This window comes from Sulfuriferula plumbiphila (assembly GCF_009938015.1).
Lineage (GTDB): Bacteria > Pseudomonadota > Gammaproteobacteria > Burkholderiales > Sulfuriferulaceae > Sulfuriferula > Sulfuriferula plumbiphila.
Genome location: NZ_AP021884.1, coordinates 2,428,827 through 2,450,892, shown reverse-complemented (window position 1 = coordinate 2,450,892; position 22,066 = coordinate 2,428,827). Strand labels below are relative to the sequence as shown.

17 protein-coding genes, 2 tRNA genes and 1 pseudogene are annotated in these 22,066 nt (G+C 62.7%); 12 read left to right on the top strand and 8 right to left on the bottom strand.

Annotation, left to right across the window (positions count from 1 at the left end; translation table 11 throughout):
- Position 1 precedes the first annotated feature (1 nt).
- The 8 genes and pseudogenes from trbE to GZH91_RS12655 all read left to right on the top strand — a co-directional run.
- Positions 2-2,452, top strand: coding sequence for a conjugal transfer protein TrbE (gene trbE, locus GZH91_RS12690; protein ID WP_147071376.1), 2,451 nt, complete (start codon positions 2-4; stop codon positions 2,450-2,452).
- On the top strand, positions 2,449-3,177 hold the full coding sequence (gene trbJ, locus GZH91_RS12685; protein ID WP_147071374.1) for a P-type conjugative transfer protein TrbJ: 729 nt from the start codon (positions 2,449-2,451) through the stop codon (positions 3,175-3,177). Before trbE ends, trbJ begins: the two co-directional genes overlap by 4 nt.
- An 11-nt stretch (positions 3,178-3,188) precedes the next feature.
- A complete protein-coding gene (gene trbL, locus GZH91_RS12680; protein WP_147071372.1) occupies positions 3,189-4,568 on the top strand; it encodes a P-type conjugative transfer protein TrbL in 1,380 nt (459 codons plus the stop codon).
- A 24-nt stretch (positions 4,569-4,592) separates the two neighbouring features.
- Complete coding sequence (gene trbF / locus GZH91_RS12675; RefSeq protein ID WP_147071370.1) at positions 4,593-5,297, top strand: conjugal transfer protein TrbF; 705 nt, start codon at positions 4,593-4,595, stop codon at positions 5,295-5,297.
- A complete protein-coding gene (trbG, locus tag GZH91_RS12670) occupies positions 5,294-6,319 on the top strand; it encodes a P-type conjugative transfer protein TrbG (RefSeq protein WP_147071368.1) in 1,026 nt (341 codons plus the stop codon). Before trbF ends, trbG begins: the two co-directional genes overlap by 4 nt.
- A 2-nt stretch (positions 6,320-6,321) precedes the next feature.
- Positions 6,322-7,614, top strand: coding sequence for a TrbI/VirB10 family protein (locus GZH91_RS12665; protein WP_147071366.1), 1,293 nt, complete (start codon positions 6,322-6,324; stop codon positions 7,612-7,614).
- Positions 7,611-7,862 carry a DUF2274 domain-containing protein gene (locus GZH91_RS12660; protein ID WP_147071364.1) on the top strand — a complete coding sequence of 84 codons (252 nt, stop codon included), beginning with the start codon at positions 7,611-7,613 and terminating at the stop codon, positions 7,860-7,862. The genes GZH91_RS12665 and GZH91_RS12660 overlap by 4 nt, the downstream gene beginning before the upstream one ends.
- A 15-nt stretch (positions 7,863-7,877) precedes the next feature.
- Positions 7,878-8,012: pseudogene (locus GZH91_RS12655) on the top strand (transposase); the annotation flags it as partial.
- A gap of 546 nt (positions 8,013-8,558) precedes the next feature.
- Here the strand turns inward: GZH91_RS12655 and GZH91_RS12650 are convergent.
- Positions 8,559-8,632 (bottom strand) — tRNA-Cys (locus tag GZH91_RS12650).
- A gap of 92 nt (positions 8,633-8,724) precedes the next feature.
- A tRNA-Gly gene (locus GZH91_RS12645) sits at positions 8,725-8,800 on the bottom strand.
- A gap of 124 nt (positions 8,801-8,924) precedes the next feature.
- Here GZH91_RS12645 and map point away from each other — a divergent pair.
- Positions 8,925-9,734 (top strand): type I methionyl aminopeptidase, encoded by an 810-nt coding sequence (map, locus tag GZH91_RS12640; protein WP_147071360.1) that lies wholly within the window; start codon positions 8,925-8,927, stop codon positions 9,732-9,734.
- 12 nt (positions 9,735-9,746) lie between these two features.
- Positions 9,747-12,332, top strand: a complete 2,586-nt coding sequence (locus tag GZH91_RS12635) for a [protein-PII] uridylyltransferase (protein ID WP_147071358.1) — start codon at positions 9,747-9,749, stop codon at positions 12,330-12,332.
- A 3-nt stretch (positions 12,333-12,335) separates the two neighbouring features.
- On the opposite strand, the gene def is transcribed toward GZH91_RS12635, so the two are convergent.
- Complete coding sequence (gene def / locus GZH91_RS12630; protein WP_147071356.1) at positions 12,336-12,866, bottom strand: peptide deformylase; 531 nt, start codon at positions 12,864-12,866, stop codon at positions 12,336-12,338.
- Between the two features lie 116 nt (positions 12,867-12,982).
- Entirely contained in the window at positions 12,983-14,794 is a 1,812-nt protein-coding gene (gene typA / locus GZH91_RS12625; protein ID WP_147071354.1) for a translational GTPase TypA, read from the bottom strand.
- Positions 14,795-15,082: 288 nt separating this feature from the next.
- Here typA and GZH91_RS12620 point away from each other — a divergent pair, with 288 nt between their 5' ends.
- On the top strand, positions 15,083-16,492 hold the full coding sequence (locus GZH91_RS12620; RefSeq protein ID WP_147071352.1) for a DEAD/DEAH box helicase: 1,410 nt from the start codon (positions 15,083-15,085) through the stop codon (positions 16,490-16,492).
- Between the two features lie 139 nt (positions 16,493-16,631).
- On the opposite strand, the gene purT is transcribed toward GZH91_RS12620, so the two are convergent.
- The 4 genes from purT to GZH91_RS12600 all read right to left on the bottom strand — a co-directional run bounded on the left by purT (position 16,632) and on the right by GZH91_RS12600 (position 21,391).
- Positions 16,632-17,831 (bottom strand): formate-dependent phosphoribosylglycinamide formyltransferase, encoded by a 1,200-nt coding sequence (gene purT / locus GZH91_RS12615; protein WP_147071350.1) that lies wholly within the window; start codon positions 17,829-17,831, stop codon positions 16,632-16,634.
- A gap of 157 nt (positions 17,832-17,988) precedes the next feature.
- Positions 17,989-19,305: a vWA domain-containing protein gene (locus GZH91_RS12610; RefSeq protein ID WP_147071348.1), complete on the bottom strand. Its 1,317-nt coding sequence runs from the start codon at positions 19,303-19,305 to the stop codon at positions 17,989-17,991.
- 143 nt (positions 19,306-19,448) lie between these two features.
- Positions 19,449-20,507 (bottom strand): AAA family ATPase, encoded by a 1,059-nt coding sequence (locus tag GZH91_RS12605; RefSeq protein ID WP_147071345.1) that lies wholly within the window; start codon positions 20,505-20,507, stop codon positions 19,449-19,451.
- Positions 20,508-20,515: 8 nt separating this feature from the next.
- The gene (locus GZH91_RS12600; RefSeq protein WP_147071343.1) at positions 20,516-21,391 is read right to left on the bottom strand and encodes a hypothetical protein; all 876 of its coding nucleotides are present in this window, start codon (positions 21,389-21,391) and stop codon (positions 20,516-20,518) included.
- A gap of 132 nt (positions 21,392-21,523) precedes the next feature.
- Between GZH91_RS12600 and GZH91_RS12595 the strand changes: the two genes are divergently transcribed.
- Positions 21,524-22,063, top strand: a complete 540-nt coding sequence (locus tag GZH91_RS12595) for an NUDIX hydrolase (protein WP_147071342.1) — start codon at positions 21,524-21,526, stop codon at positions 22,061-22,063.
- Positions 22,064-22,066 lie beyond the last annotated feature (3 nt).

The following is a 22,066-nucleotide window of genomic DNA, read 5'->3' as shown; positions in this document are numbered from 1 at the left end:
CATGATGAACTTCGCCGAATACCGCCAGCGCCCAGCCTTGCTCGCCGACTGGCTGCCTTGGGCCGGGCTGGTCGCGCCGGGCGTGGTGCTCAACAAAGACGGCAGTTTCCAGCGCACGGCGCGCTTTCGTGGGCCGGACCTGGACAGTGCAACCCAAGGCGAGCTGATTGCCACCACGGCACGGCTGAACAACGCACTGCGCCGGATCGGCACTGGCTGGGCGCTGTTCGTCGAAGCCGAACGCCGGCCCGCAGCGGACTATCCGCATTCGGATTTCCCGGAGCCGTTGTCCTGGCTGGTGGACGAGGAGCGACGCGCGACCTTCGAGGAATCGGGGAACCACTTCGAGAGCGGCTATCACCTCACTCTGCAATTCCTGCCGCCCGAGGAGTCCCGCGCCCGCGCAGCCAAGATGCTCTACGAGAACACGCCCACGCAGGGCGTGGACTGGCGCGAACGCCTGTCGGCCTTCGTCGCGGAAACCGACCGCATCTATGACCTGCTCGACGGCGTGATGCCGGAGATCGTTTGGCTGGACGACGGAGCAACGCTGACCTACCTGCACGCGACCGTCTCAGCGCGGCGCTATTCGGTGTTGGTGCCGGAAGTGCCGTTCCACCTTGATGCGCTGCTTGCTGATGCGCCGCTGGTCGGCGGTCTCGCGCCCATGCTGGGCGACCAGCACCTGCGCGTTGTGACGATACGCGGCTTTCCGACCTCGACCTGGCCGGGGATTCTGGACGACCTCAACCGGCTCGGTTTCGCCTACCGCTGGAGCACACGCTTCCTGTGCATGGACAAGGCCGAGGCCGAGAAGGAACTGGGCCGCCTGCGCCGGCAATGGTTCGCCAAGCGCAAGAACGTCCTCGCGCTGCTGCGCGAAACCATATTCCAACAGGAAAGCCCGCTGGTCGATACCGATGCCAGCAACAAGTCTGCCGACGCGGATGCGGCCTTGCAGGAGCTGGGCAGCGATCAGGTTGCCTTCGGCTACGTCACTGCGACAGTGACCGTACTGGATGCCGACGCCAATACGGCCGACGAGAAGCTGCGCATGGTGGAGCGCGTCATTCAGGGGCGTGGCTTCGTGACCATCCCGGAGACGCTGAACGCCGTGGAGGCCTGGCTGTCGTCGGTGCCGGGCAATGCCTATGCCAATGTTCGCCAGCCCATCGTCTCGACGCTGAATCTCGCGCACCTGATGCCGGTATCGGCGGTGTGGGCCGGACCGGAAAAGAACGATCACCTCGATGGCCCGCCGCTGATCGTCACGCGCACCGAGGGCGCGACGCCGTTCCGGCTGGTGACGCACATCGGCGACGTGGGGCATACGCTGGTGGCTGGCCCGACCGGGATGGGCAAGTCGGTTCTGCTCGCCACGCTGGCGATGCAGTTCCGCCGCTATCCCGGCTCACGCATCTTCGCCTTCGACATGGGGCGTTCGATGCGCGCCACCATTCTCGGCCTGGGCGGCGAGCACTACGACCTGGGGGGCGATGGTGCGATCGCTTTCCAGCCACTCGCCCGCATCGATCGGGAAGGTTATCGCACCTGGGCGGCCGAGTGGGTCGAAGGCCGCCTGCGGCACGAGGGCATTGCCATCGGTCCCGATGAGAAGGTGGCCATCTGGTCGGCACTCGGCAGTCTCGCGGGGGCCCCCGTGGAGCAACGCACGCTCACCGGCCTGTCGGTGCTGCTGCAATCCAACGTGCTGCGCCAAGCGCTCGCGCCCTACGTGCTCGGCGGCGCGCACGGCAAGCTGCTGGATGCCGACAGCGACCGGCTGGGCGTGGGCGACGTTCAGGGCTTCGAGATGGAGGAACTGATGCACAGCAAGGCCGCTGTATTGGCCGTGCTGGGCTATCTGTTCGCACGCTTCGATGAGCGTTTCGACGGCGCGCCGACGCTGCTGATCCTCGATGAAGCCTGGCTGTTCCTTGACGACCCGGTGTTCGCGGCGCGCATTCGCCAATGGCTCAAGACGCTGCGCAAGAAGAACGTCAGCGTCATCTTTGCCACGCAGTCACTGGCCGACATCAAGGACTCGACCATCGCGCCCGCGATCATTGAGAGCTGCGCGAGTCGCATCTTCCTGCCCAACCCGCAGGCCACTGAACCGCAGATCCGCACGATCTACGAGGGCTTCGGGCTGAACAGCCGGCAAATCGAGATCGTCGCCACCGCCCAGCCCAAGCGCGACTACTACTACCAGTCGCGGCTGGGCAACCGCCTGTTCGATCTTGACCTCGGGCCGGTCACGCTCGCCTTTGCGGGCGCCTCGACGCCTCAGGACCAACGCGCTATCGACAACGTGCTGCGCGATGCCGGAACACCGGGATTCGCCGGTGCCTGGCTGCGCCATCGTGGCCTCGATTGGGCGGCCGACCTGTTGCCGTCCGTTCCCTCGGCCGCGTCCTTCCTTGCTTCCCAACCTCTGGAGGTTTCACCATGAAAAAACGTCTTCTTGCCGTTGCTGTTGCTGCCTTGATTGGCGCCGTACCCATCGCACAAGCGCAATGGGTCGTCGTCGACCCCACGAATCTGGCCCAGAACATCCTGACTGCCGCACACACGCTGGAGCAGATCAACAACCAGATCAAGCAGCTTCAGAACGAAGCGCAGTCCTTGATGAACGAGGCTCGCAACCTCGCAAGCCTGCCTTTCAACGTGGTCAATCGCCTGCGGGCCAACCTCGACACGACGCGGCAACTGATCTCCCAAGCACGTGGGCTGGCCTTCGACATCCAGAACATGGACCAGCAATTCGCGCAACTCTACCCGGAGCAGTATGCCGCCAGCGTGAGCGGCAACCAGATGTTCCAGGATGCGCACCAGCGCTGGCAAAACACGCTGCAGGGCTTGCAGACCGCCATGCGCATGCAGGCGCAGGTATCGCAGAACCTGAACCAGGATGAGGGCGTGCTGGCCGATCTGGTCGACCAGAGCCAATCGGCCACCGGCGCCTTGCAGGCCATGCAGGCCACCAATCAGCTCCTGGCCCTGCAAGCCAAGCAGTCCATCCAGACCCAGCAGCTCCAGCTCACGCAAGGCCGTGCGGCTTCGTTGGAACTGGCTCGGCAAGCCGCCGCTGTTGAGCGTGGACGCGAGGTGACGCGCCGCTTCATCGGCAGTGGCACGGCGTACACGCCGCAATCTGTGAACTTCTACGGCAACTGACGGATGCGGCCATGAACGACGTCTCCGTCATCGACCGTTTCCTCAATGTCTTCTCCACGTACATCGATTCGGGGTTCGGCCTGCTGCACGGTGAAGTCGCTTTCCTGACCGCGACGCTGGTGGCGATCGACATGACCCTGGCCGGCCTCTACTGGGCGCTGGGCCACGCCACCGGCCAGGGCGAAGACGTGATGGCCAAGCTCCTGCGCAAGGTGCTCTACGTCGGCGCCTTCGCCTACATCATCGGCAACTTCAACTGGCTGGCGAGCATCGTGTTCCGATCGTTCGCCGGCCTGGGCCTGACGGCTTCCGGTTCGACCATGAGCATGGCGACCTTCCTGCAGCCGGGGCGCCTCGCCAAGACCGGCATCGATGCCGCTGCGCCCATCCTGCAACAGATCAGCGAGATGGCCGGTTTCCCGGAGGTGTTCATCAACATCGCGCCCGTCGTGGTGATGTTCCTCGCCTGGTTGATCGTCATCATCAGCTTCTTCGTGCTGGCGGTGCAGCTCTTCGTCACGCTGATCGAGTTCAAGCTGACCACGCTCGCCGGCTTCGTACTGGTGCCGTTCGCGCTCTGGAACAAAACCGCCTTCCTTGCCGAAAAGGTGCTCGGCAACGTGGTGTCCTCGGGCATCAAGGTGCTGGTGCTGGCTGTGATCGTGGGCATTGGAACGGGGCTGTTCGCGGAGTTCCAGGTCACGCCCAGTGAACCGTCCGTCGATCACGCGCTGGTGGTGATGCTGGCCTCGCTCGCCATGCTAGCACTCGGCATCTTCGGTCCCGGCATCGCTACCGGCCTGGTGTCCGGTGCTCCGCAGCTTGGCGCGGGTACGATGGCTGGTGCAGCGATGGGCGCAGCCGGTACGGCTGTCGCGCTCGGTGCTGCCGCGACTGGCGTGGGTAGCGCGGTGGTGGCCGGGGCGCGCATGGCACCCGCCGCCGCCAAGATGGCCGCCAGCGGTGCGCGTGCTGCGGCCTCGACCGCAGGCAGCGCGCGCTCGGCCTATCAAGCCGGTTCCGCAGCAGCGGGCGGTGGCCTCAAGGGTGCCGCTGCCGGCGTGGGCAACGTTGCCAAGACCGGCGCGCAGGCCGTTGGCCAAAAGGCCGCCGCCGGGATGCGCTCGCTCAAGGAGCGCGCGGCATCTGCTTTCCGTTCCGACGAGGCAGGGCCGGCATCTGGAGGCGCCGCCACGTCAGGCCAATCCAGTGCCAGCGAAGCCAGTTCCGGCGCTGCGGACCCGCAGCAACAGGCGCAGCCCGCCTGGGCCAAACGCCTGCACCGCCGCCAGCAGATCAGCCATGCAGCCACGACGGCCGCCCACACGTTGCGCGGAGGCGATGGCGGTGGTTCGAGCAGCGGCCCGAGTTTGCACAGTTCCGACGATTGAAGCGATTCATAAGGAGAACAAACCATGCGATTCAAACGACCGCAGGTGCGCTATGCCGATACGCCGCAGCCTGCCACTCCCTACCAATCCGCCGCGCAGCTGTGGGACGAGCGCATCGGCTCGGCCCGCGTGCAGGCCAAGAACTGGCGGCTGATGGCTTTCGGCTGTTTGTCGCTCGCGTTGCTGATGGCCGGCGGTCTGGTCTGGCGTTCGGCGCAGTCCATCGTCACGCCCTACGTGGTGGAGGTGGATCAGGCCGGCCAAGTTCGGGCGGTCGGCGAAGCCGCCACACCGTACCGACCGAACGATGCGCAGATCGCCTATCACCTGGCGCACTTCGTCGTGCTGGTTCGTTCGCTGTCCATCGACCCCATCGTCGTGCGGCAGAACTGGCTCGATGCCTACGACTACACCACCGATCGCGGCGCGGGCGTGCTCAACGAGTACGCGAGCACCCATGACCCGTTTGTCCGCGTCGGCAAGGAGTCGGTCACGGTGCAGATCACCAGCGTCGTGCGCGCCAGCGACGCGTCTTTCAACGTGCGCTGGACCGAGCAGCGCTTCGTCAACGGAGCGCCGGTCGGCACCGAGCGCTGGAACGCCGTGATTTCCACCGTCCTGCAAACCCCGCGCACCGAGCAGCGGTTGCGCAAGAACCCATTGGGCATCTACGTCAACGGACTGTCGTGGAGCCGCGAACTCGATGCCACCGAAGGAGCCAAGCCATGAACCAGTCTTTCCGCTTTTACGCTTTCGTGTTGATGCTTGCAGCCTCTGCACTGTCGCTACTGGGCTGCGCCACGAAGGGCACGCCGCCGCCAGCCATCTCGCTTGATGAGCCGGTGCAGGCCCAGCCACTGCCCGAACCGCCCAAGCCGGTTGAAGTGGTGGAGGTGCCGAAGGTGCTGCCGATGCCGGCGCAGATGAAACCATTGCCGGAGAGCATCGAGGTCAAGACTGCACCTGAGCCCGCCGATGAAAAGCTGCGGGTCTCGCGTGCCAACGCCGAGGCGCGCATCGCGCCCACGCGCGAGGGCTACGTCAACGCCATCCAGGTCTGGCCCTTTACCGATGGCGCGCTGTATCAGGTCTATGCGGCGCCGGGACGGGTAACGGTGATCTCTCTCCAACCCGGCGAGGAACTCGTAACGGTTGCCGCCGGCGATACCGTGCGCTGGATTGTCGGTGACACCTCCAGCGGCGCCGGTGATGCGTTGCGCGTCAGCGTGCTGGTCAAGCCTATCCGCTCGGGCCTCAAGACCAATCTGGTCATCACCACCAGTCGGCGCACGTACCTGATCGAGCTGACCTCGACGGAACGCGCCTGGATGGCTTCGGTGTCGTGGGAATACCCGAAAGATCGGATGCTGGCCTTGCAGCGCCAGGCACAGGCTGCGCAGGCGACCGCACCGGTCGATACCGGCCTGTCGTTGGAAAAGATTCGCTTCCGCTACGCGATCAGCGGCAGCAATGCGCCGTGGAAGCCGCTGCGCGCCTTCGACGATGGCGAGAAGGTCTACATCCAGTTCCCGCCGGGCATCGCCCAGGGCGAGCTGCCGCCGCTGTTCGTGATCGGTGCTCAGGGCGACGGACAACTGGTGAACTACCGTTTCCGCTCGCCGTACTACATCGTGGATCGGCTGTTCGGCGCGGCCGAACTGCGCTTGGGCGGTGGAAAGGGAAGCGATGGGGGCGAAGTGGTGCGCATTGAGCGCACCGATGGGGTCGCAGTCGGAGCACGGGGGAACTGACCATGAGCCAGAACGATGTCCTTGATATGCCTGTTCCCGACGCCGCCCCGAAGGTCGCGCCAGAGAACGTGGCGCTGCGCGCCCAGCCGCGTCCGGTGACGCGCTTGAACCGGCGCACATTGATGGTTCTGGCCGGTAGCCTCGCCGTAGCTGTGTTGGGCGCAACCATGTGGTCGCTGCAACCGCGCAAGCGCAGTGCAAGCGAACAGGCCGAGCTTTACAACGTGGATCGCGTTTCGCGCTCGGAAGGACTGGACCAGCTTCCAACCGATTACTCCAAGCTGCCGCGGGCTTTGCCTCCCCAAGTACCCGAACTGGGGCCGCCGCTGCCGGGCGACTTGGGGCCAGCCATCGTGAAGTCGCAGCAGCCGGTAACACCCAGCTACACCCCGCCCGGCCACGCTCCGGCTAATGCCGAGCACGACGCACAGCGCAAGGAAGCGGAAGCGGCCGCAGGGGCATCGGTGTTCTTCCGTTCCAGCAACCAGCGCGCCGCTGTCGCGCCAACGCAGGTGGCCACGGCCAGTCCCGCATCGGGCCTTGCGGGCTTCGATCCGATGGCTGCCGGGCCGGCCTCGACGGCGGCCCAACCGGCCGATCCGACCGCTGTGCAGAACCGGCAGGACCAGAAAGAGGCGTTCCTGAAAGCCGGAACTACGGAAACCCGTAATTCCGGGAACCTGAAAATGCCGGCTTCACCTTACCAGGTGATGGCCGGGACGGTGATCGCTGGCGCGCTGGTCACGGGCATCAAGTCCGATCTGCCGGGCGACGTGATCGCCACGGTGACGGAACCGATTTACGACACGGCTACCGGCAAGTTTCTGCTGATCCCGCAAGGCTCGCGCATCCTCGGCCGCTACAACAGCCAGGTGAGCTACGGGCAGAGCCGGGTGCAGGTGGTGTGGAATCGGATCATCCTACCCGACACTTCATCACTGACGCTGGACAACTTGGCCGGCACCGACCCGGCCGGCTACGCCGGTTTGGAGGATGGCGTCGATTGGCATTGGGACCGCATCTTTGCCGGCGCGGCGCTGACGACGCTGCTGGGCGTCGGCGCCGAGTTGGCTGCGCCGGAGAGCCGCCAGGATGGCAATCGGATCGTCATCGCCGGGCGCGACAGCCTTCAGGACAGCGTGAACCAGGTCGGACAGGAGATGACCCGGCGCAATCTCAACATCCAGCCGACGTTGACGGAGCGGCCGGGCCTGCCCGTGCGCATCATCGTCAATCGGGATCTGGTGCTGCGGCCCTATCAGCCACTGTTCTTCAATCGGGGGACTTCGCGATGAGCACTACGCGCAAGCTGCGGCTGGGGCCGCTGCCCAAGACCGAGAGCATCAAGCTGACCTTTACGTGCCCGACCAGCCTCAAGGCTGACCTCGACCGCTACGCCGCGCTGCATGCACAGGCCTACGGCGAGGCGGTCGATGCGGCGACGCTGATCCCGCATATGCTTGAGGCGTTCATGGCGGGAGATCGAGGGTTCAAGAAACCCACGGCTATCCGGCTAAAGCACAAAGAGCCTGTAGAAAACTGAAAGCCGCTCCCCGAAGTGCGAACCCACTGGGGCATCGAGAACGGATTGCACTGGTGTCTCGATGTGACCTTCGGCGAAGATGCCAGCCCGATCCGTTTGCGCAATGCCGCCCAGAACTTCTCCTTCCTGCGCCGCCTTGCCTTGAATCTCTTTCGCGCCTCCCCGAAGGAAGCGGCTTGAATTGGTGCCCGAGGCCGGAATCGAACCGGCACGCCTTACGGCGAGGGATTTTCTTACCACTTCGGCTTTCGCCGCCAGCGCATGCGCTGTTCGTGGTCTGGAGCACGCCTTCACCATAGCCTTGCGGCCGTAGGTGCCCGCCGTCTGCTCTCTACACCTTCCCAAGCGTTGGGCCTGGGCTTGGCTCGGCGTTGGCTCGGATGCCGTAGCATCCAGGGCTTTCGCCGACTTTGACGGGCTTCACTTCGGGCGTTTCCACCCGAAGGCTCAAATTGTTTAAGTCCCTTGTGTCTACCGATTTCACCACTCGGGCATTACATGATGCTCAGGAGCCTACACTCTCTCTACTGGCTCCTGGTTGGCTCCTGACCATCAAGCCGAGCCGCGAAGCTACGCCTTGGATGTTCACAAACCATTGTCACTACTGACCTTCCGCCCTGGTGGCACGAGAGAAAAATACTTGACAAAACAGATTTTAAGTCCCTTGTGTCTACCTGTTCCACCATCCGGGCGGAATGGAGGCGGGGGTCGGAATCGAACCGGCGTCCACGGCTTTGCAGGCCGCTGCATAACCACTCTGCCACCCCGCCAGGGGTGCTTGATGAAACCAGCGCTGAAATCAGTCGGACACCACGTCCGGCTGAAATTAAAAGGGGAAAGCAAGAAGCTTTCCCCGGTGTTCTGGAGCGGGAAACGAGACTCGAACTCGCGACCTATACCTTGGCAAGGTATCGCTCTACCAACTGAGCTATTCCCGCGTCAACGAGATGCGCATTGTAATGGCGGGGGTTTTTTTGTCAAGCGCTATTGCAGGCGTGGATTGACCGGGCATGGGCAATCTACTATGCTCAATACTGTTTTTTTTCGTTCTATCAAGCGCATATGTCCGTAAGCATTAAATCCTCCGCCGACGTCGAAAAAATGCAGGTTGCAGGCCGTCTGGCTGCCGAAGTTCTGGATTACATCACGCCGTTCGTCAAGCCCGGTGTGACCACCGGCGAACTGGATCAGTTATGCCACGATTACATGGTGAACGTGCAGGGCACCATCCCGGCGCCGCTCAATTACGCGCCGCCAGGTCATGCGCCGTATCCGCGCTCGATTTGTACATCGGTCAACCATCAGGTGTGTCACGGCGTACCCGGCGACAAGCAGCTCAAGGCGGGCGATATCGTCAATATCGACGTGACTGTCATCAAGGACGGCTGGCACGGCGATACCAGCCGCATGTTTTATGTGGGTGAGCCATCCATCCAGGCGCGCCGCCTGTGCGAGATTACCTACCAGGCGATGTGGCATGGCATCGCCATGGTGCGTCCCGGTGTCCACCTGGGTGATATCGGCCACGCCATCCAGAAATTCGCCGAATCCCAAGGTTGCAGCGTGGTGCGCGAATTTTGCGGGCACGGCATCGGCCGCGGATTCCACGAAGAACCGCAGGTATTGCATTACGGCCGCCCTGGCAGCGGGCTGAAACTGGTAGCGGGAATGACTTTCACCATCGAACCGATGATCAATGCCGGTCGACGCGACATCCGCCAGATGAACGACGGCTGGACGATTGTCACCAAGGATCACAGCCTGTCGGCGCAATGGGAGCATACCGTGCTGGTCACCGGGACCGGTTACGAGGTGCTCACTGTCTCTGCCGGTACGCCGCCGGTTCCGGCTTTCCTGACCCAGGCCGCCTGATTCTCCACCTTCATGACAGCCAGTTCGCCGCAGCGCGTGGACAGCCTTGACCCGCGTGGCTGGCGCGAAACGCTGGGCAACGGACGCGACGCAATCAGGCATGCCTTTGACGGCAAAGTAGCGACACGGTCTTTGCTGATGCGCTACCGGCGCCTGGTGGATGAGGTGCTGCAGTCGCTATGGACTGCGGTACGGCTACCCGCAACGGCATCTCTGGTGGCGGTGGGCGGCTATGGGCGGGGCGAGCTGTTTCCGCATTCCGATGTGGATGTGCTAATCCTGCTGCAGGCCAATCCCGATGCGGCTACCCAAACGGCAATCGAGCATCTCGTCGGCCTGTTCTGGGACATTGGCCTGGAAGTTGGGCACAGCGTGCGTACCGTAGCGGAGTGCCTGGAGGAAGCGCGCCGCGACGTGACGGTGCAGACCAATCTGCTGGAGGCGCGCTATCTATGCGGCGAGCGCAGTCTGTACCGGCATTTTGAGCAGATGTTCCGTGCCGAGCTCGACCCTCATGTGTTTTTTGAAGCCAAGCTGCTGGAACAGGACCAGCGCCATGCACGCTTCAACGACAGCGCCTACAGTCTGGAGCCCAATCTCAAGGAAAGCCCGGGCGGGCTGCGTGACCTGCACAACCTGCTGTGGCTGGCGCAGGCGGCGGGTATCGGACGGCGTTGGAGTGATCTGGCCGAAGCGGGCTTGTTGAACGCAGGTGAAATGCGCCAGATCCAGGCGCTGGAACGTTTCCTGTTTGGCCTGCGTTTCCGTCTGCATTATCTTGCCGGACGGCGCGAAGATCGTCTGCTGTTTGATTATCAGAATGCGCTGGCTGCGCAATACGGCATTTCGGCGACGGCCACGCGGCGTGCCAGCGAACTGCTCATGCAACGCTATTATCGCAGCGCCAAGATCGTCGCGCAGATGCGCGATATTCTCATCCCCGGCTTGCGCGCGCGGGTGTTTGCTGCCTTGGCCGAGCTGCCGCCCACGGCATTGAACGCGCGTTTCCAGGTGCGTGGCAATTTGCTGGAAGCGGTGGACGAGCGCGTATTCGAGCGCGAACCCGGCACCATACTGGAATGTTTCCATCTGCTGCAGCGCCGCCCGGAATTGCAGGGCATGACGGCAGGCACTTTGCGCGCCCTGTGGCGGGCACGTGAGCGCATCAACCCGGTGTTCCGGCGCGACCCGGCCAACCGTGCGCGCTTCATGGCCATCCTGCGCGAGCCGCGCGGGCTGACCTGGGCGTTGCGCAGCATGAATCGCTACGGCGTGCTGGGGCGTTATATCCCGGCGTTCGGGCGCGTGGTCGGGCAGATGCAGCACGACCTGTTTCACATCTACACGGTGGATGAACACATTCTCACTGTACTGCGCAACATGCGCCGCCTCAACGTCCCCGAGCTGGCGCACGAATACCCGCTGGCCAGCCGCCTGATCAGCGGTTTCGAGCGCCCCGAGGTGCTGTATCTGGCGGCACTGTTTCACGACATCGCCAAAGGGCGCGGCGGCGACCACTCCACCCTGGGGGCCGTGGATGCGCGGCGCTTTTGCCGCCAGCACGGTCTGACGGCGCAAGATGTGGAACTGGTCGGCTGGCTGGTGTCACAGCATCTGTCCATGTCGGCCACGGCGCAGAAGCAGGATTTGTCCGATGCCGACGTGATTGCCGGGTTTGCCGGCCGGGTGCCGGATGAGCGGCATCTGATTGCGCTCTATCTGCTGACGGTGTGCGACATTCGCGGTACCAGTCCCAAGGTGTGGAATGCCTGGAAAGGCAAGCTCCTGGAAGACCTGTTCTACGCTACGCGGCGCGTGTTGGGTAGCGATAGCCCGCAGCCCGGCGGCATCGCAGCGGTCAAGGCAGAGGCGCAGCGTATTTTGCGTTTGTATGGGCTGGAGGCCGATGCCCAGGACATCCTGTGGGGTAATCTTGATGACAGCTATTTCCTGCGTCACGAGGCCCAGGAAATAGCCTGGCATACGCGTCTCCTGTGGCACAGCACAGCCAGTGCCAAAGCGCTGGTGCGGGCCCGCCTGAGCCCAATAGGCGAAGGCGTTCAGGTCATGATCTACGCGCCGGACCGGGAGGAATTGTTCGCGCGCATCTGCGGATTTTTCGAGCGCCTCAACTACACCATTCTGGATGCGAAAATTCATACCACGCGCAACGGTCATGCGCTGGACAGCTTTATGGTAATGGACGAGGCGCAACGCAAAGTGCCTTACCGGGATTTTCTAAGCTATATCGAACACGAGCTGATGCTGGTGCTGCATGCCCGGAGCGTGCTCCAGCCGTCTGGCCACGGGCGGATCAGCCGCCACCTCAGGCATTTTCCCATCACCCCGGAAATTACCCTGCGTCCGGATGAAAAGGGCGCATTTCATATGCTGGGCATAGTCGCGGGCGACCGTCCGGGCCTGCTCTCGGCCATCGCGCAGGTGCTGCATCAGCACCATGTGCGCATCAATGCCGCCAAAATCACCACCCTGGGTGAACGCGCGGAAGATACTTTCATGATCCAGGGGGCGGTGTTGACCAGGCAGAAATCACTGATGCAGCTGGAAACCGATTTGCTTGCGGTGTTGAAAACCTGAGATTTATTCCACGCTGGTTTGCTCCGGAAACAGCACCTCGGTAAAGCCGAAATTGCGCAGGTCGCGGATCCGCATCGGATAGAGTATGCCCAGCAGATGATCCACCTCGTGCTGCACCACGCGCGCATGAAAGCCGGACACGGTGCGGTCAATGACTGCCCCGAACTGGTCAAACCCGCGATAATGCAGGTGCGTGTGGCGTGGCACCAGCCCGCGCATGCCCGGCACCGACAGGCAACCCTCCCAAGCCTCATCCATGTCTGTGCCGATGGCGGTCAGCGCCGGGTTGACCAGTACCGTATCGGGCACCGGCTCGGCGTCCGGATAGCGGGGTGTGCTGTGCACGCCAAAAATGACGACTTGCAAGCCGACACCGATCTGGGGCGCAGCCAGTCCCGCGCCGTTGAGCGCCGCCATGGTGTCACGCAAATCCGCAATCAGCGCGTGTAATTCAGGTGTGTCGAAGGCGCTGACGGATGCTGCTGGCTGCAACAGGCGCGGGTCGCCCATTTTGAGGGTGGTTTTAATGGCCATTTTTTATAGTCGGCTGTCACAGGGTTGGCGATTGAATGAATTACGCTATTTTATAGGAGTGGCCACGCAATAAAAAACCCCGGCTCGTGACCGGGGTTTTTTGATATTGCCCGAGCTTACGCAGCGCGGTTGCGCTTGCGCTCGTTCTCGGTGAGGAAGCGTTTGCGGATGCGGACGGACTGGGGGGTGATTTCCACCAGTTCGTCGTCGTCGATGAATTCCACTGCGGATTCCAGCGTGAGCTTGACCGGCGGCGTCAGGCGCACGGCTTCGTCGGTGCCGGAGGCGCGCACGTTGGTGAGCTGCTTGCCCTTGATGGGGTTAACCACCAGGTCGTTGTCGCGGCTGTGAATGCCGATAATGATGCCCTCATACAGCTTGTCACCGGGGGCGACGAACATGCGGCCGCGGTCTTCCAGTTTCCACAAGGCATAGGCAACCGCCTCGCCCTGGTCCTGGGAGATGAGCACGCCATTGCGACGGCCGGGCATGTCGGCCTTCATCGGGCCGTAGTCATCGAACACGTGGGCCATGATGCCGGTGCCGCGGGTGAGGGTCATGAACTCGGACTGGAAGCCGATCAGGCCGCGCGCCGGGATGCGGTATTCCAGGCGCACGCGGCCGTGGCCGTCGGACTGCATGTCCTGCAGGTCGCCGCGCCGCCGGCCGAGTTCTTCCATGATCGCGCCCTGGCTGCTGTCTTCCACGTCTACGGTGAGCGCTTCATAAGGCTCGCATTTCTCGCCGTTGATTTCCTTGAACACCACGCGCGGCTTGGAAACGGCCATTTCGAAGCCTTCCCGGCGCATGCTTTCGAGCAGGATGGTGAGGTGCAACTCGCCGCGGCCGGATACCAGGAACACATCGGCGTCGCCGGTTTCTTCCACCTTCAGCGCGACGTTGGTGAGCAACTCCTTGTTCAGGCGGTCGCGGATCTGGCGGCTGGTGACGAACTTGCCCTCGGTGCCGGCCAGCGGCGAAGTGTTGACCTGGAAGTTCATGGTCAGGGTGGGCTCGTCCACTTTCAGCATGGGCAGCGCTTGCGGATTTTCCCGGTCACAGATGGTCACGCCAATGCCGATGTCCTCGATGCCGTTGATGAGCACGATATCGCCGGCCTGGGCTTCGTCCAGCAGTACCCGTTCCAGGCCCTGGAAGCCCAGCACCTGATTGATGCGGCCGGTCTTCGGCGTGGCGTCCGGCCCGGCCATCACGACTACGGATTGCCCAGGTTTGATGCGGCCGTTGCTGATGCGGCCGACACCGATGCGGCCGACGAAGTTGGAGTAGTCGAGCGCAGACAGTTGCAGTTGCAGCGGCGCGTCCGGATCGCCGGCGGGCGACGGCACGTTGGCCAAAACGGTTTCGAACAGCGCGCTCATGTTGTCGCTCGGCTGTTTCATATCCAGCGTGGCGTAGCCATTCAGCGCGGAAGCGTAGACCACCGGGAAATCCATTTGCTCCTCAGTCGCGCCGAGTTTGTCGAACAGATCAAAAGTGGCGTTCACCACCCAGTCGGGCCGGGCGCCCGGGCGGTCAATCTTGTTGATCACCACAATGGGCTTCAGGCCCAGTGCCAGCGCTTTTTTGGTAACGAAACGGGTTTGCGGCATGGGCCCTTCCACTGCGTCCACCAGCAGCAACACGCCATCTACCATGGACAGCACACGCTCGACCTCGCCGCCGAAGTCGGCGTGACCGGGGGTATCCACAATATTGATACGGTTGCCTTTGTACTCGACCGAGGCATTTTTGGCCAGAATGGTGATGCCGCGCTCTTTTTCCAGATCGTTGCTGTCCATGACACGCTCGGTGACAGCCTGGTGGGCGGCAAAAGTGCCAGCTTGTTGTAACAGTTTGTCAACCAGCGTAGTCTTGCCGTGGTCAACGTGGGCGATGATAGCGATATTTCTGAGCGCGCGGGACATGTTCGTTTCCGGTTTTGCAAACGAAAAATTATATCATGACATTGTGTATTTTCAGAATTTCAGTATAATCTAATTCTCCCAACCGCCCTGATCTTCACTGTTCCGATCAAGGCTTGGGCGCGTGTTTCACAACACGCCATCGATCCCTGACCTCATCGCGTTTCAGCACGGTTTTTTCTGAAAGCGCAGCGCCACCCGGTTAGCGACGATGTTACGCGCCGGCAGTGGATGGCTGTAGCTAGCCTATCCCCGTTGGCTTGCTATTTGCTTTTTTTAAGGAAAAATTTCGTGTCTTTCGAAACCCTCGGTCTCAATGAATCTCTCATAAAAGCGCTTGTTGATTCGGGCTATACCCAGGCCACCCCGATTCAGGAACAAGCCATTCCGCTTATTCTGGCTGGCGAAGATCTGCTTGCCTCGGCTCAGACCGGCACCGGCAAAACGGCTGCCTTCATGCTGCCCGCGCTGGAAAAACTGTCCCAGCCCAGTGCGGTTGCCGGCCGCGGCCCGCGCATCCTGGTATTGACCCCGACCCGCGAACTGGCGCTGCAAGTCACCGCCGCTGCGGAAAAATACAGCAAGCACCTGCGCCGCGTGAAAGTGGTCAGCATTCTGGGTGGCATGCCGTATCCGATACAGAACAAAATGCTGTCGCAGCCATTTGAAGTGCTGGTGGCAACCCCGGGTCGCCTGATTGACCACATCGAGCGCGGCCGCATTGATTTTTCGCGCCTGGAAATGCTGATTCTGGACGAAGCGGACCGCATGCTGGACATGGGTTTCTTCGATGACGTGGAACGGATCGCCAATGCCACGCCCGCGAGCCGCCAGACGGTGATGTTCTCCGCCACCTTTGAAGGCAACATCGCGCGCCTCGCCCAGCAGTTGCTGAAAACCCCGAAGCGCATCGAAATCGCCCACCAGCAGGCACGTCATGAGAACATCACCCAGCACATGCACTATGTGGACGACCTTTCCCACAAGAATCGCGTGCTGACCCACCTCATCAATGACGTGGACATCAACCAGGCGCTCATCTTCACCGCGACCAAGCGCGACGCCGATACCCTGGCCGACGACCTGCAGGCACAGGGTCACAAGGTCGCCGCGCTGCACGGCGATATGCACCAGAGCGCGCGCAACCGCACCATCACCCAGATGCGCCAGGGCAATATCCGCCTGCTGGTGGCCACCGACGTCGCCGCGCGCGGCCTGGACGTGCCCGGCATCACCCATGTCATCAACTACGACCTGCCGAAAAACCCGGAAGATTACGTGCACCGTATCGGCCGCACCGGTCGTGCCGGTGCTTCGGGTATTGCCATATCGCTGGCCAGCCCGCGTGATTCCATGCAATTGAAGCGCATCGAACGCTTCACCGGCCAGCAGATTCCGGCTGAAGTCATCGTCGGTCTTGAGCCCAAGCTGAAGCCGCGTAGCGCTGCCCCTGGCGGCCGTCCGGGTGCAGGCCGTGGCCGCCCTTCCGGCCAGGGGGAACAGCGTCGCACTTCAGGTTATGGCAACAGCGCTAATGGTAATGGCGGTGCAGGTAACAGCAACGGCAACAGCTGGGGCAACAATAGCGGCAACGGCGGCGGCCGCCGTGATGGCGCTGCGCGTCCCGCCTCCGGTGCGCGCCGCGATGGTCAGGGCAATGGCGGCGGTAACCGCAGCAACGGTAATCGCTCCTGGAGCTGATCGGGCGGAATTGATCCGGGCGATTCACCCCGGATAAGCCCGACAAAAAAGGCGCTGGATGCGCCTTTTTTGTCGGGCTCAAATCTGATCCAGGCATTTTTTTCTACGCCATATGCGTTCCGCTTGCTGATCGAAAGGGCTACGCTGCCACCGGCCTGATCCGGCTGGCAGCAAGCCTGGCGCGATCACGCGCGCTGTCGGTGGCGCCGGCGCAGGCCAGCGCCACCCCCATGCGACGCCGCGAAAATGCCTCGGGTTTGCCGAACAGGCGTATATCGGAACGCGGTACGGCGAGTGCCTCGGCAACGCCGTCAAACGCGATGCCGCTGGCTTGCATGCCGCCATAAATCACTGCGGAAGCACCTGCCTCGCGCAGGCGGGTGTCCACCGGCAGGCCGAGGATGGCGCGGGCATGCAACTCGAATTCGCTTTGATACTGGCTGCACATCGTCACCATGCCGGTGTCGTGCGGGCGCGGCGACACTTCCGAGAACCACACCTGATCGCCTTTGACGAACAGCTCCACACCAAAAATTCCGCGTCCGCCGAGGTTGTCGGTGACTTTTTGGGCGATCGCCTGCGCTGCCGCCCGGGCTGCCGGAGACATCGCCTGCGGTTGCCAGGATTCGACGTAGTCGCCCTTCACCTGCAAGTGTCCGATCGGCTCGCAGAAATAAGTTTCAACCTGGCCCGATGCGCCCAGCGCACGCACCGTGAGCAGGGTGATTTCGTAGTCGAAATCAACGAAGCCCTCAACTATCACCCGCCCCTGATCCACGCGCCCGCCACTGGCCGCAACCTCCCACGCGCTGGCCACGTCAGCCGGGCTGTCCAGCTTGCTTTGGCCTTTGCCGGAAGACGACATCACTGGCTTGACCACGCACGGATAGCCGATGCCGCCGTCAATCGCCGCCTGCAATTCAGCCAGGCTGTTGGCAAAGCAATAGGGGGAAGTGGGTAAACCCAATGCTTCGGCAGCCAGATGGCGGATACCTTCGCGGTTCAAGGTGAGCTGGGCGGCACGGGCGGTGGGGATGACTTCACACAGCCCGCTGCGTTCGATTTCCACCAGCGCGCCGGTGGCGATGGCTTCAATTTCCGGCACGATCAGGTGCGGGCGCTCCTGCTCCACCAGCGCGCGCAAAGCGGCGCTATCGGTCATGTCGATCACATGCGACCGATGCGCTACCTGGTGGCCGGGGGCGTTGGCGTAGCGGTCCACAGCGATGGTTTCCACGCCCAGGCGTTGCAGGGCGATGATGACCTCCTTGCCGAGTTCACCGCTGCCGAGGAACATGACGCGGGTGGCGGAGGGGGAGAGCGGAGTGCCGAGTTTCATGGTATGGGCTTTCAGAAAAAATTTTTTGCCACGGAGGTCGCGGAGTACACAGGGGAAAACCAGGGTAATCAGCCTAATCCAACAAGATTGCATGGTTTAATTCCGGCTTTCCCGGTGCGCTCTGTGACCTCCGTGGCAAACGAATTGGGTGGGTAAATCAGTTCAATTGTACCCGCTCACCCCAGGGCACCGGTGCTTTGCCCTTGACCAGCCACAGCACCGGGTAGTCGGGTGCGTATTCGGGGAATTCACCTTCGGCGTCGGTGAAATACACCAGCAAGTCGGGGTGCAGTTGCGCGGTGGCAATCCATTCAAACGCCGGACGAAAATCAGTCCCGCCACCGCCCGCGAAGCCTGCCGGCAAGGTGACGGCCTCCCATGGATCGAAGTGCCACGGGCCAGTCTCGGCCAGGCGCTCGTCGCAGGCATGCAGGGTCACCTGGGCGTTGACCTGGCTCTTTAATGCATCGATCTCGGCAGCGAATTCGTGCATCTCCGTATCGGCAATCGAGCCGCTGGTGTCGAGCACGGCAATGAGCTGGATGCGACGGCTGTACAGGCTGGGCAACAGTGCTGCGCCTTCGCGCCGCGACACGCGCTGGAAGCTGTAGTCCTCGCGCGCCGAATTCATCAGGTAACGCGCCAGCAGCATGCGCCAGGGCAGCCTGGGGGCGATGAGCTCGTCCACCAGGCGCAGCCAGGATGCGCCCAGGCGCCCGGCCATGCGCGCCTGCTGCGCGGCAGAGGCCAGATGGCCGCGCCATTGCCGGGCCAGTTCTTCACGCTGGGCAGGGGTGATGTCGTCCATGCCGGGGCGGCCATGCGGGCTGGGTTGTGCGCGCGGCCGGGGTTGTCCGGTATTGCCGCTGTCGCCGCCGGGAGAGGGCGGGGGCGTGTCCTGGGTTTGTTTGCCGCCGCCTTCCCCGGACGGGTCGTCGCCTTCACCCTGACTATCATCTGCGCTGTCTGCAGCTCCCTGTTGGGTCTGATCATTGTGATGCTGGCCGCTATCGTTCCCGGTCTGGTCGAACAGGTGTTTGTCCAGAGTCTGCTCGCTGCTGTGTTCGGGAATCAGCGGATAGATTTCTTCGGCGCACAGCCCCCTGTATTCGTCATTGGCGAGGATATTGGGCGGGGGACGCAGGCCTTCACCCAGTAACAGCAAATTGACCGCGTGGTCGCAGGCGATATTCCAGCGTTGTATCACGCGGTGCGAACGGCGCGCGAAGTGACCCAAGGCGCAATGCAGTGCCTCGTGGGCGAGGACAAACTGGGTCTGCGCCAGCGACAGGCGCTCGATGTAAGCTGGATGGTAGTAGAGTGCGCGCGCATCAGTGGCGACACTGTCGCAGGTTGTGGCGTCTACCGCTTGTAATGGCAGGTGCATCACCAGTGCGCCCAGGAATGGTCGTTCAAGAATCAGCCGGGTGCGTGCGGCGGAGAGCTTGGTGGCGATTTCGTCGGGAGCGTGCATGGGGTTGCCCCTGGAATAAAGTCGTTAGCCACGGAGAGCACGGGGAAGGCAAAAGGCAAAAGGCAAAATTTAAGACACCTCACCAGGTTTGATTTTTGCCTTTTGTCTTCCCCGTGCTCCGTGGTTCAAATGTTATTTCAAATTTAGCGCATCGGTGACCATTGCAGGTCGTAGAGCATCAGGTCGGTGATGGTGTTCGCCCAGTCCTCGAATTCCGGCACCGCAAACAGCGGTTTGCCGATCGAGCGGTGCATGTCGGTGACCAGCATCACGCCCATTTCGCGCTGCGGGAAGCGCCGCGCATAGTCGAGAATATTGCCGAACACGCGATTGGCTTCCATGGTTTCGCGCGCCAGCACGGCACGCCGCACCAGCGCGGCCGCGACGCCGTATTGCAGGTCGATGCCTTCCGGTACGTCGGCGGCCTGCCCGGCGAGGATGGCTTCGATGTCGGGCAGGCGCGTCATGTTGTCGATGAAGGTTTTGAACTCCACCGCGGCGGCTTGTCCCACGCAGGCCTGCAGCGCATCCAGCATCAGGTCGGGTGTGTCGCGGAATTTTTGCAGCGCACGCTGGGCATACTCCCACGAGCGCGGGCTGGGAAAGGCGACCGGATTGTGCGCCGGGTTAAAGCTGAACAGCAGGTCCGGGCGAAAGCGCAGAAAGCCGATCAGACGCTCGTCCATGCCTGCGCTGTGCGCCCAGGTCACCCAGTCATCCAGATGGGCCTCGACTTCGTAGTGGGTAAAGCGGTTGGCCAGCGGCGCGGGCATGGCATAGGTCACGCCGCGGTCGCCCTGGCGGTTGCCGGCGGCGAAGATGGCCCAGCCTTCCGGCACGCGGTAGTCGCCCAGGCGCCGGTCGAGGATGAGCTGGTAGGCGGCGGCAGACACACTGGGCGGCGCCGAGGTGATTTCGTCCAGAAACAATATCCCCGCTGCGCCGTGGCGGCCCGCATCCGGCAGCATGGCGGGGATGGACCACTCGACCAGGTCGCCGCTGCGAAACGGGATGCCGCGCAGGTCGGTGGGTTCCATTTGTGACAGCCGGATATCAATCAGCGGCACGCTGTGGCATGCGGCGATGTGCGCCACCATTTGTGATTTTCCTACCCCGGGCGGCCCCCACAGCATGACCGGGGTGTGATGCCGGGCACTCGCGAATTCGCGGTCGAGAATGGTGAGAATGTGGGCTGGGCGCATGGCGTGTCCTAAACAGAGAAGGAGGCGGCTTGGGTTAATCGGGCGGCGATCAGCGCGGCGTGCAGACGGGCCGGGTTGGTGATTTCAGGTAACACGCGGTATACCTCGAGCAATTGTTCCGGATTTTGCAGCGCAGCGTCCTCAAGCCGCAGCCGGGTGGCGGGCGATAGCCCCGGCTGTGTGAGCAGCAGGCTGGCGATCCAGTGGTGGTATTCGCGCACCAGTTCGCGCTGGGTGGGCTGCGACCAGCACTCGCATACCGGCAGTTCGGGGAAAGCGGCGGCAGCCAGCTGGCGCCCGATCCATGCCGGATCGAGTCGCAAGCCGGCATCCAGGCCTGCACCGCCGCCGTCCGGGTTACGGCGAAACCACTGTGCGGCTGGCAGCGGACGTGCCGCGTCGTTGATCTGGCGCGCCAGCACGTCGCGGTGTTTCACCGGCCAGGCACGCGGGTCGCGTTTGGCGTCGGCGTCGGCCAGACAATGGGCGGTAAAGCGCGTATCGGTCAACACAAACGGGTACCAGGTCGGGTCGCCGACTTTCCCGGGCGCGGCATGCGCGCGCTGGGTTTTGAGCAGGGCCAGCGGCAGGCTGCGGGCTTTGTCCAGCAGCCAGAGTTCCAGCGTGTCCTGGGGGACGAAGGGCAGCGGCGGATGGTTTTCAAGTGCGGCAATAATGGCTGCTGCGTGCTGGCAATTATTGAGCATGCCGCCTTCGCCCTCGATCCATTCGCCGGACGGCCAATAGCGGCTGAACGGGTTTTTGCAATGCACCTGCCAGCTGTGTCCGTTGGTGCTGTGCGCCAGCGCGCATTCGATAGCGACGACAAACAACATGCCGCGATACGGCGAGAGCTGGCGGATGGCGTAGTAGTCTGCGTGCACGAAGGGAGCGTGGCGCCATGTATGGGTTGTTTTTTCGGACAGGTATAACGATAACAGGTTCCTGCATAAAACCAAGCTAGCCGCCGCGGGTGATTTTTGTTAAGTTCATAGGATATTTTTTGGGAAGCCATCATGAATTTTTGCAGTGAATGCGGCAGTGGTGTGATCCACACCATACCCGACGGCGACAACCGCCTGCGCCATGTGTGTCTCCAGTGCAACACGGTTCATTATCAGAATCCGAAAATGGTGGTGGGCTGCCTGCCCGAGTGGGAAGACAAAGTGCTGTTGTGCAGGCGTGCCATCGAGCCGCAGTACGGACTGTGGACGTTGCCCGCCGGATTCATGGAGAACAACGAGACCACCCAGCAGGGGGCCTTGCGCGAGACCATGGAAGAGGCGGGCGCGCGCGTCGAGATCGAACAGCTGTTCACGCTCTACAACCTGCCTTATATCAGTCAGGTGTACCTGATGTTCCGCGCGCGTTTGCTCGATCTGGATTTCGCGCCCGGTCCGGAGAGCCTGGAAGTGGCGCTATTCCGCGAGGACGAGATTCCCTGGGATCAAATCGCGTTTCGCACCATCGAGCAAACCTTGCGGCTGTATTTTGCCGACCGCCGCAATGGCGGGTTTGGCTTTCATATCGGGGATATTGAGCGCAGGAATCGCTAGCAG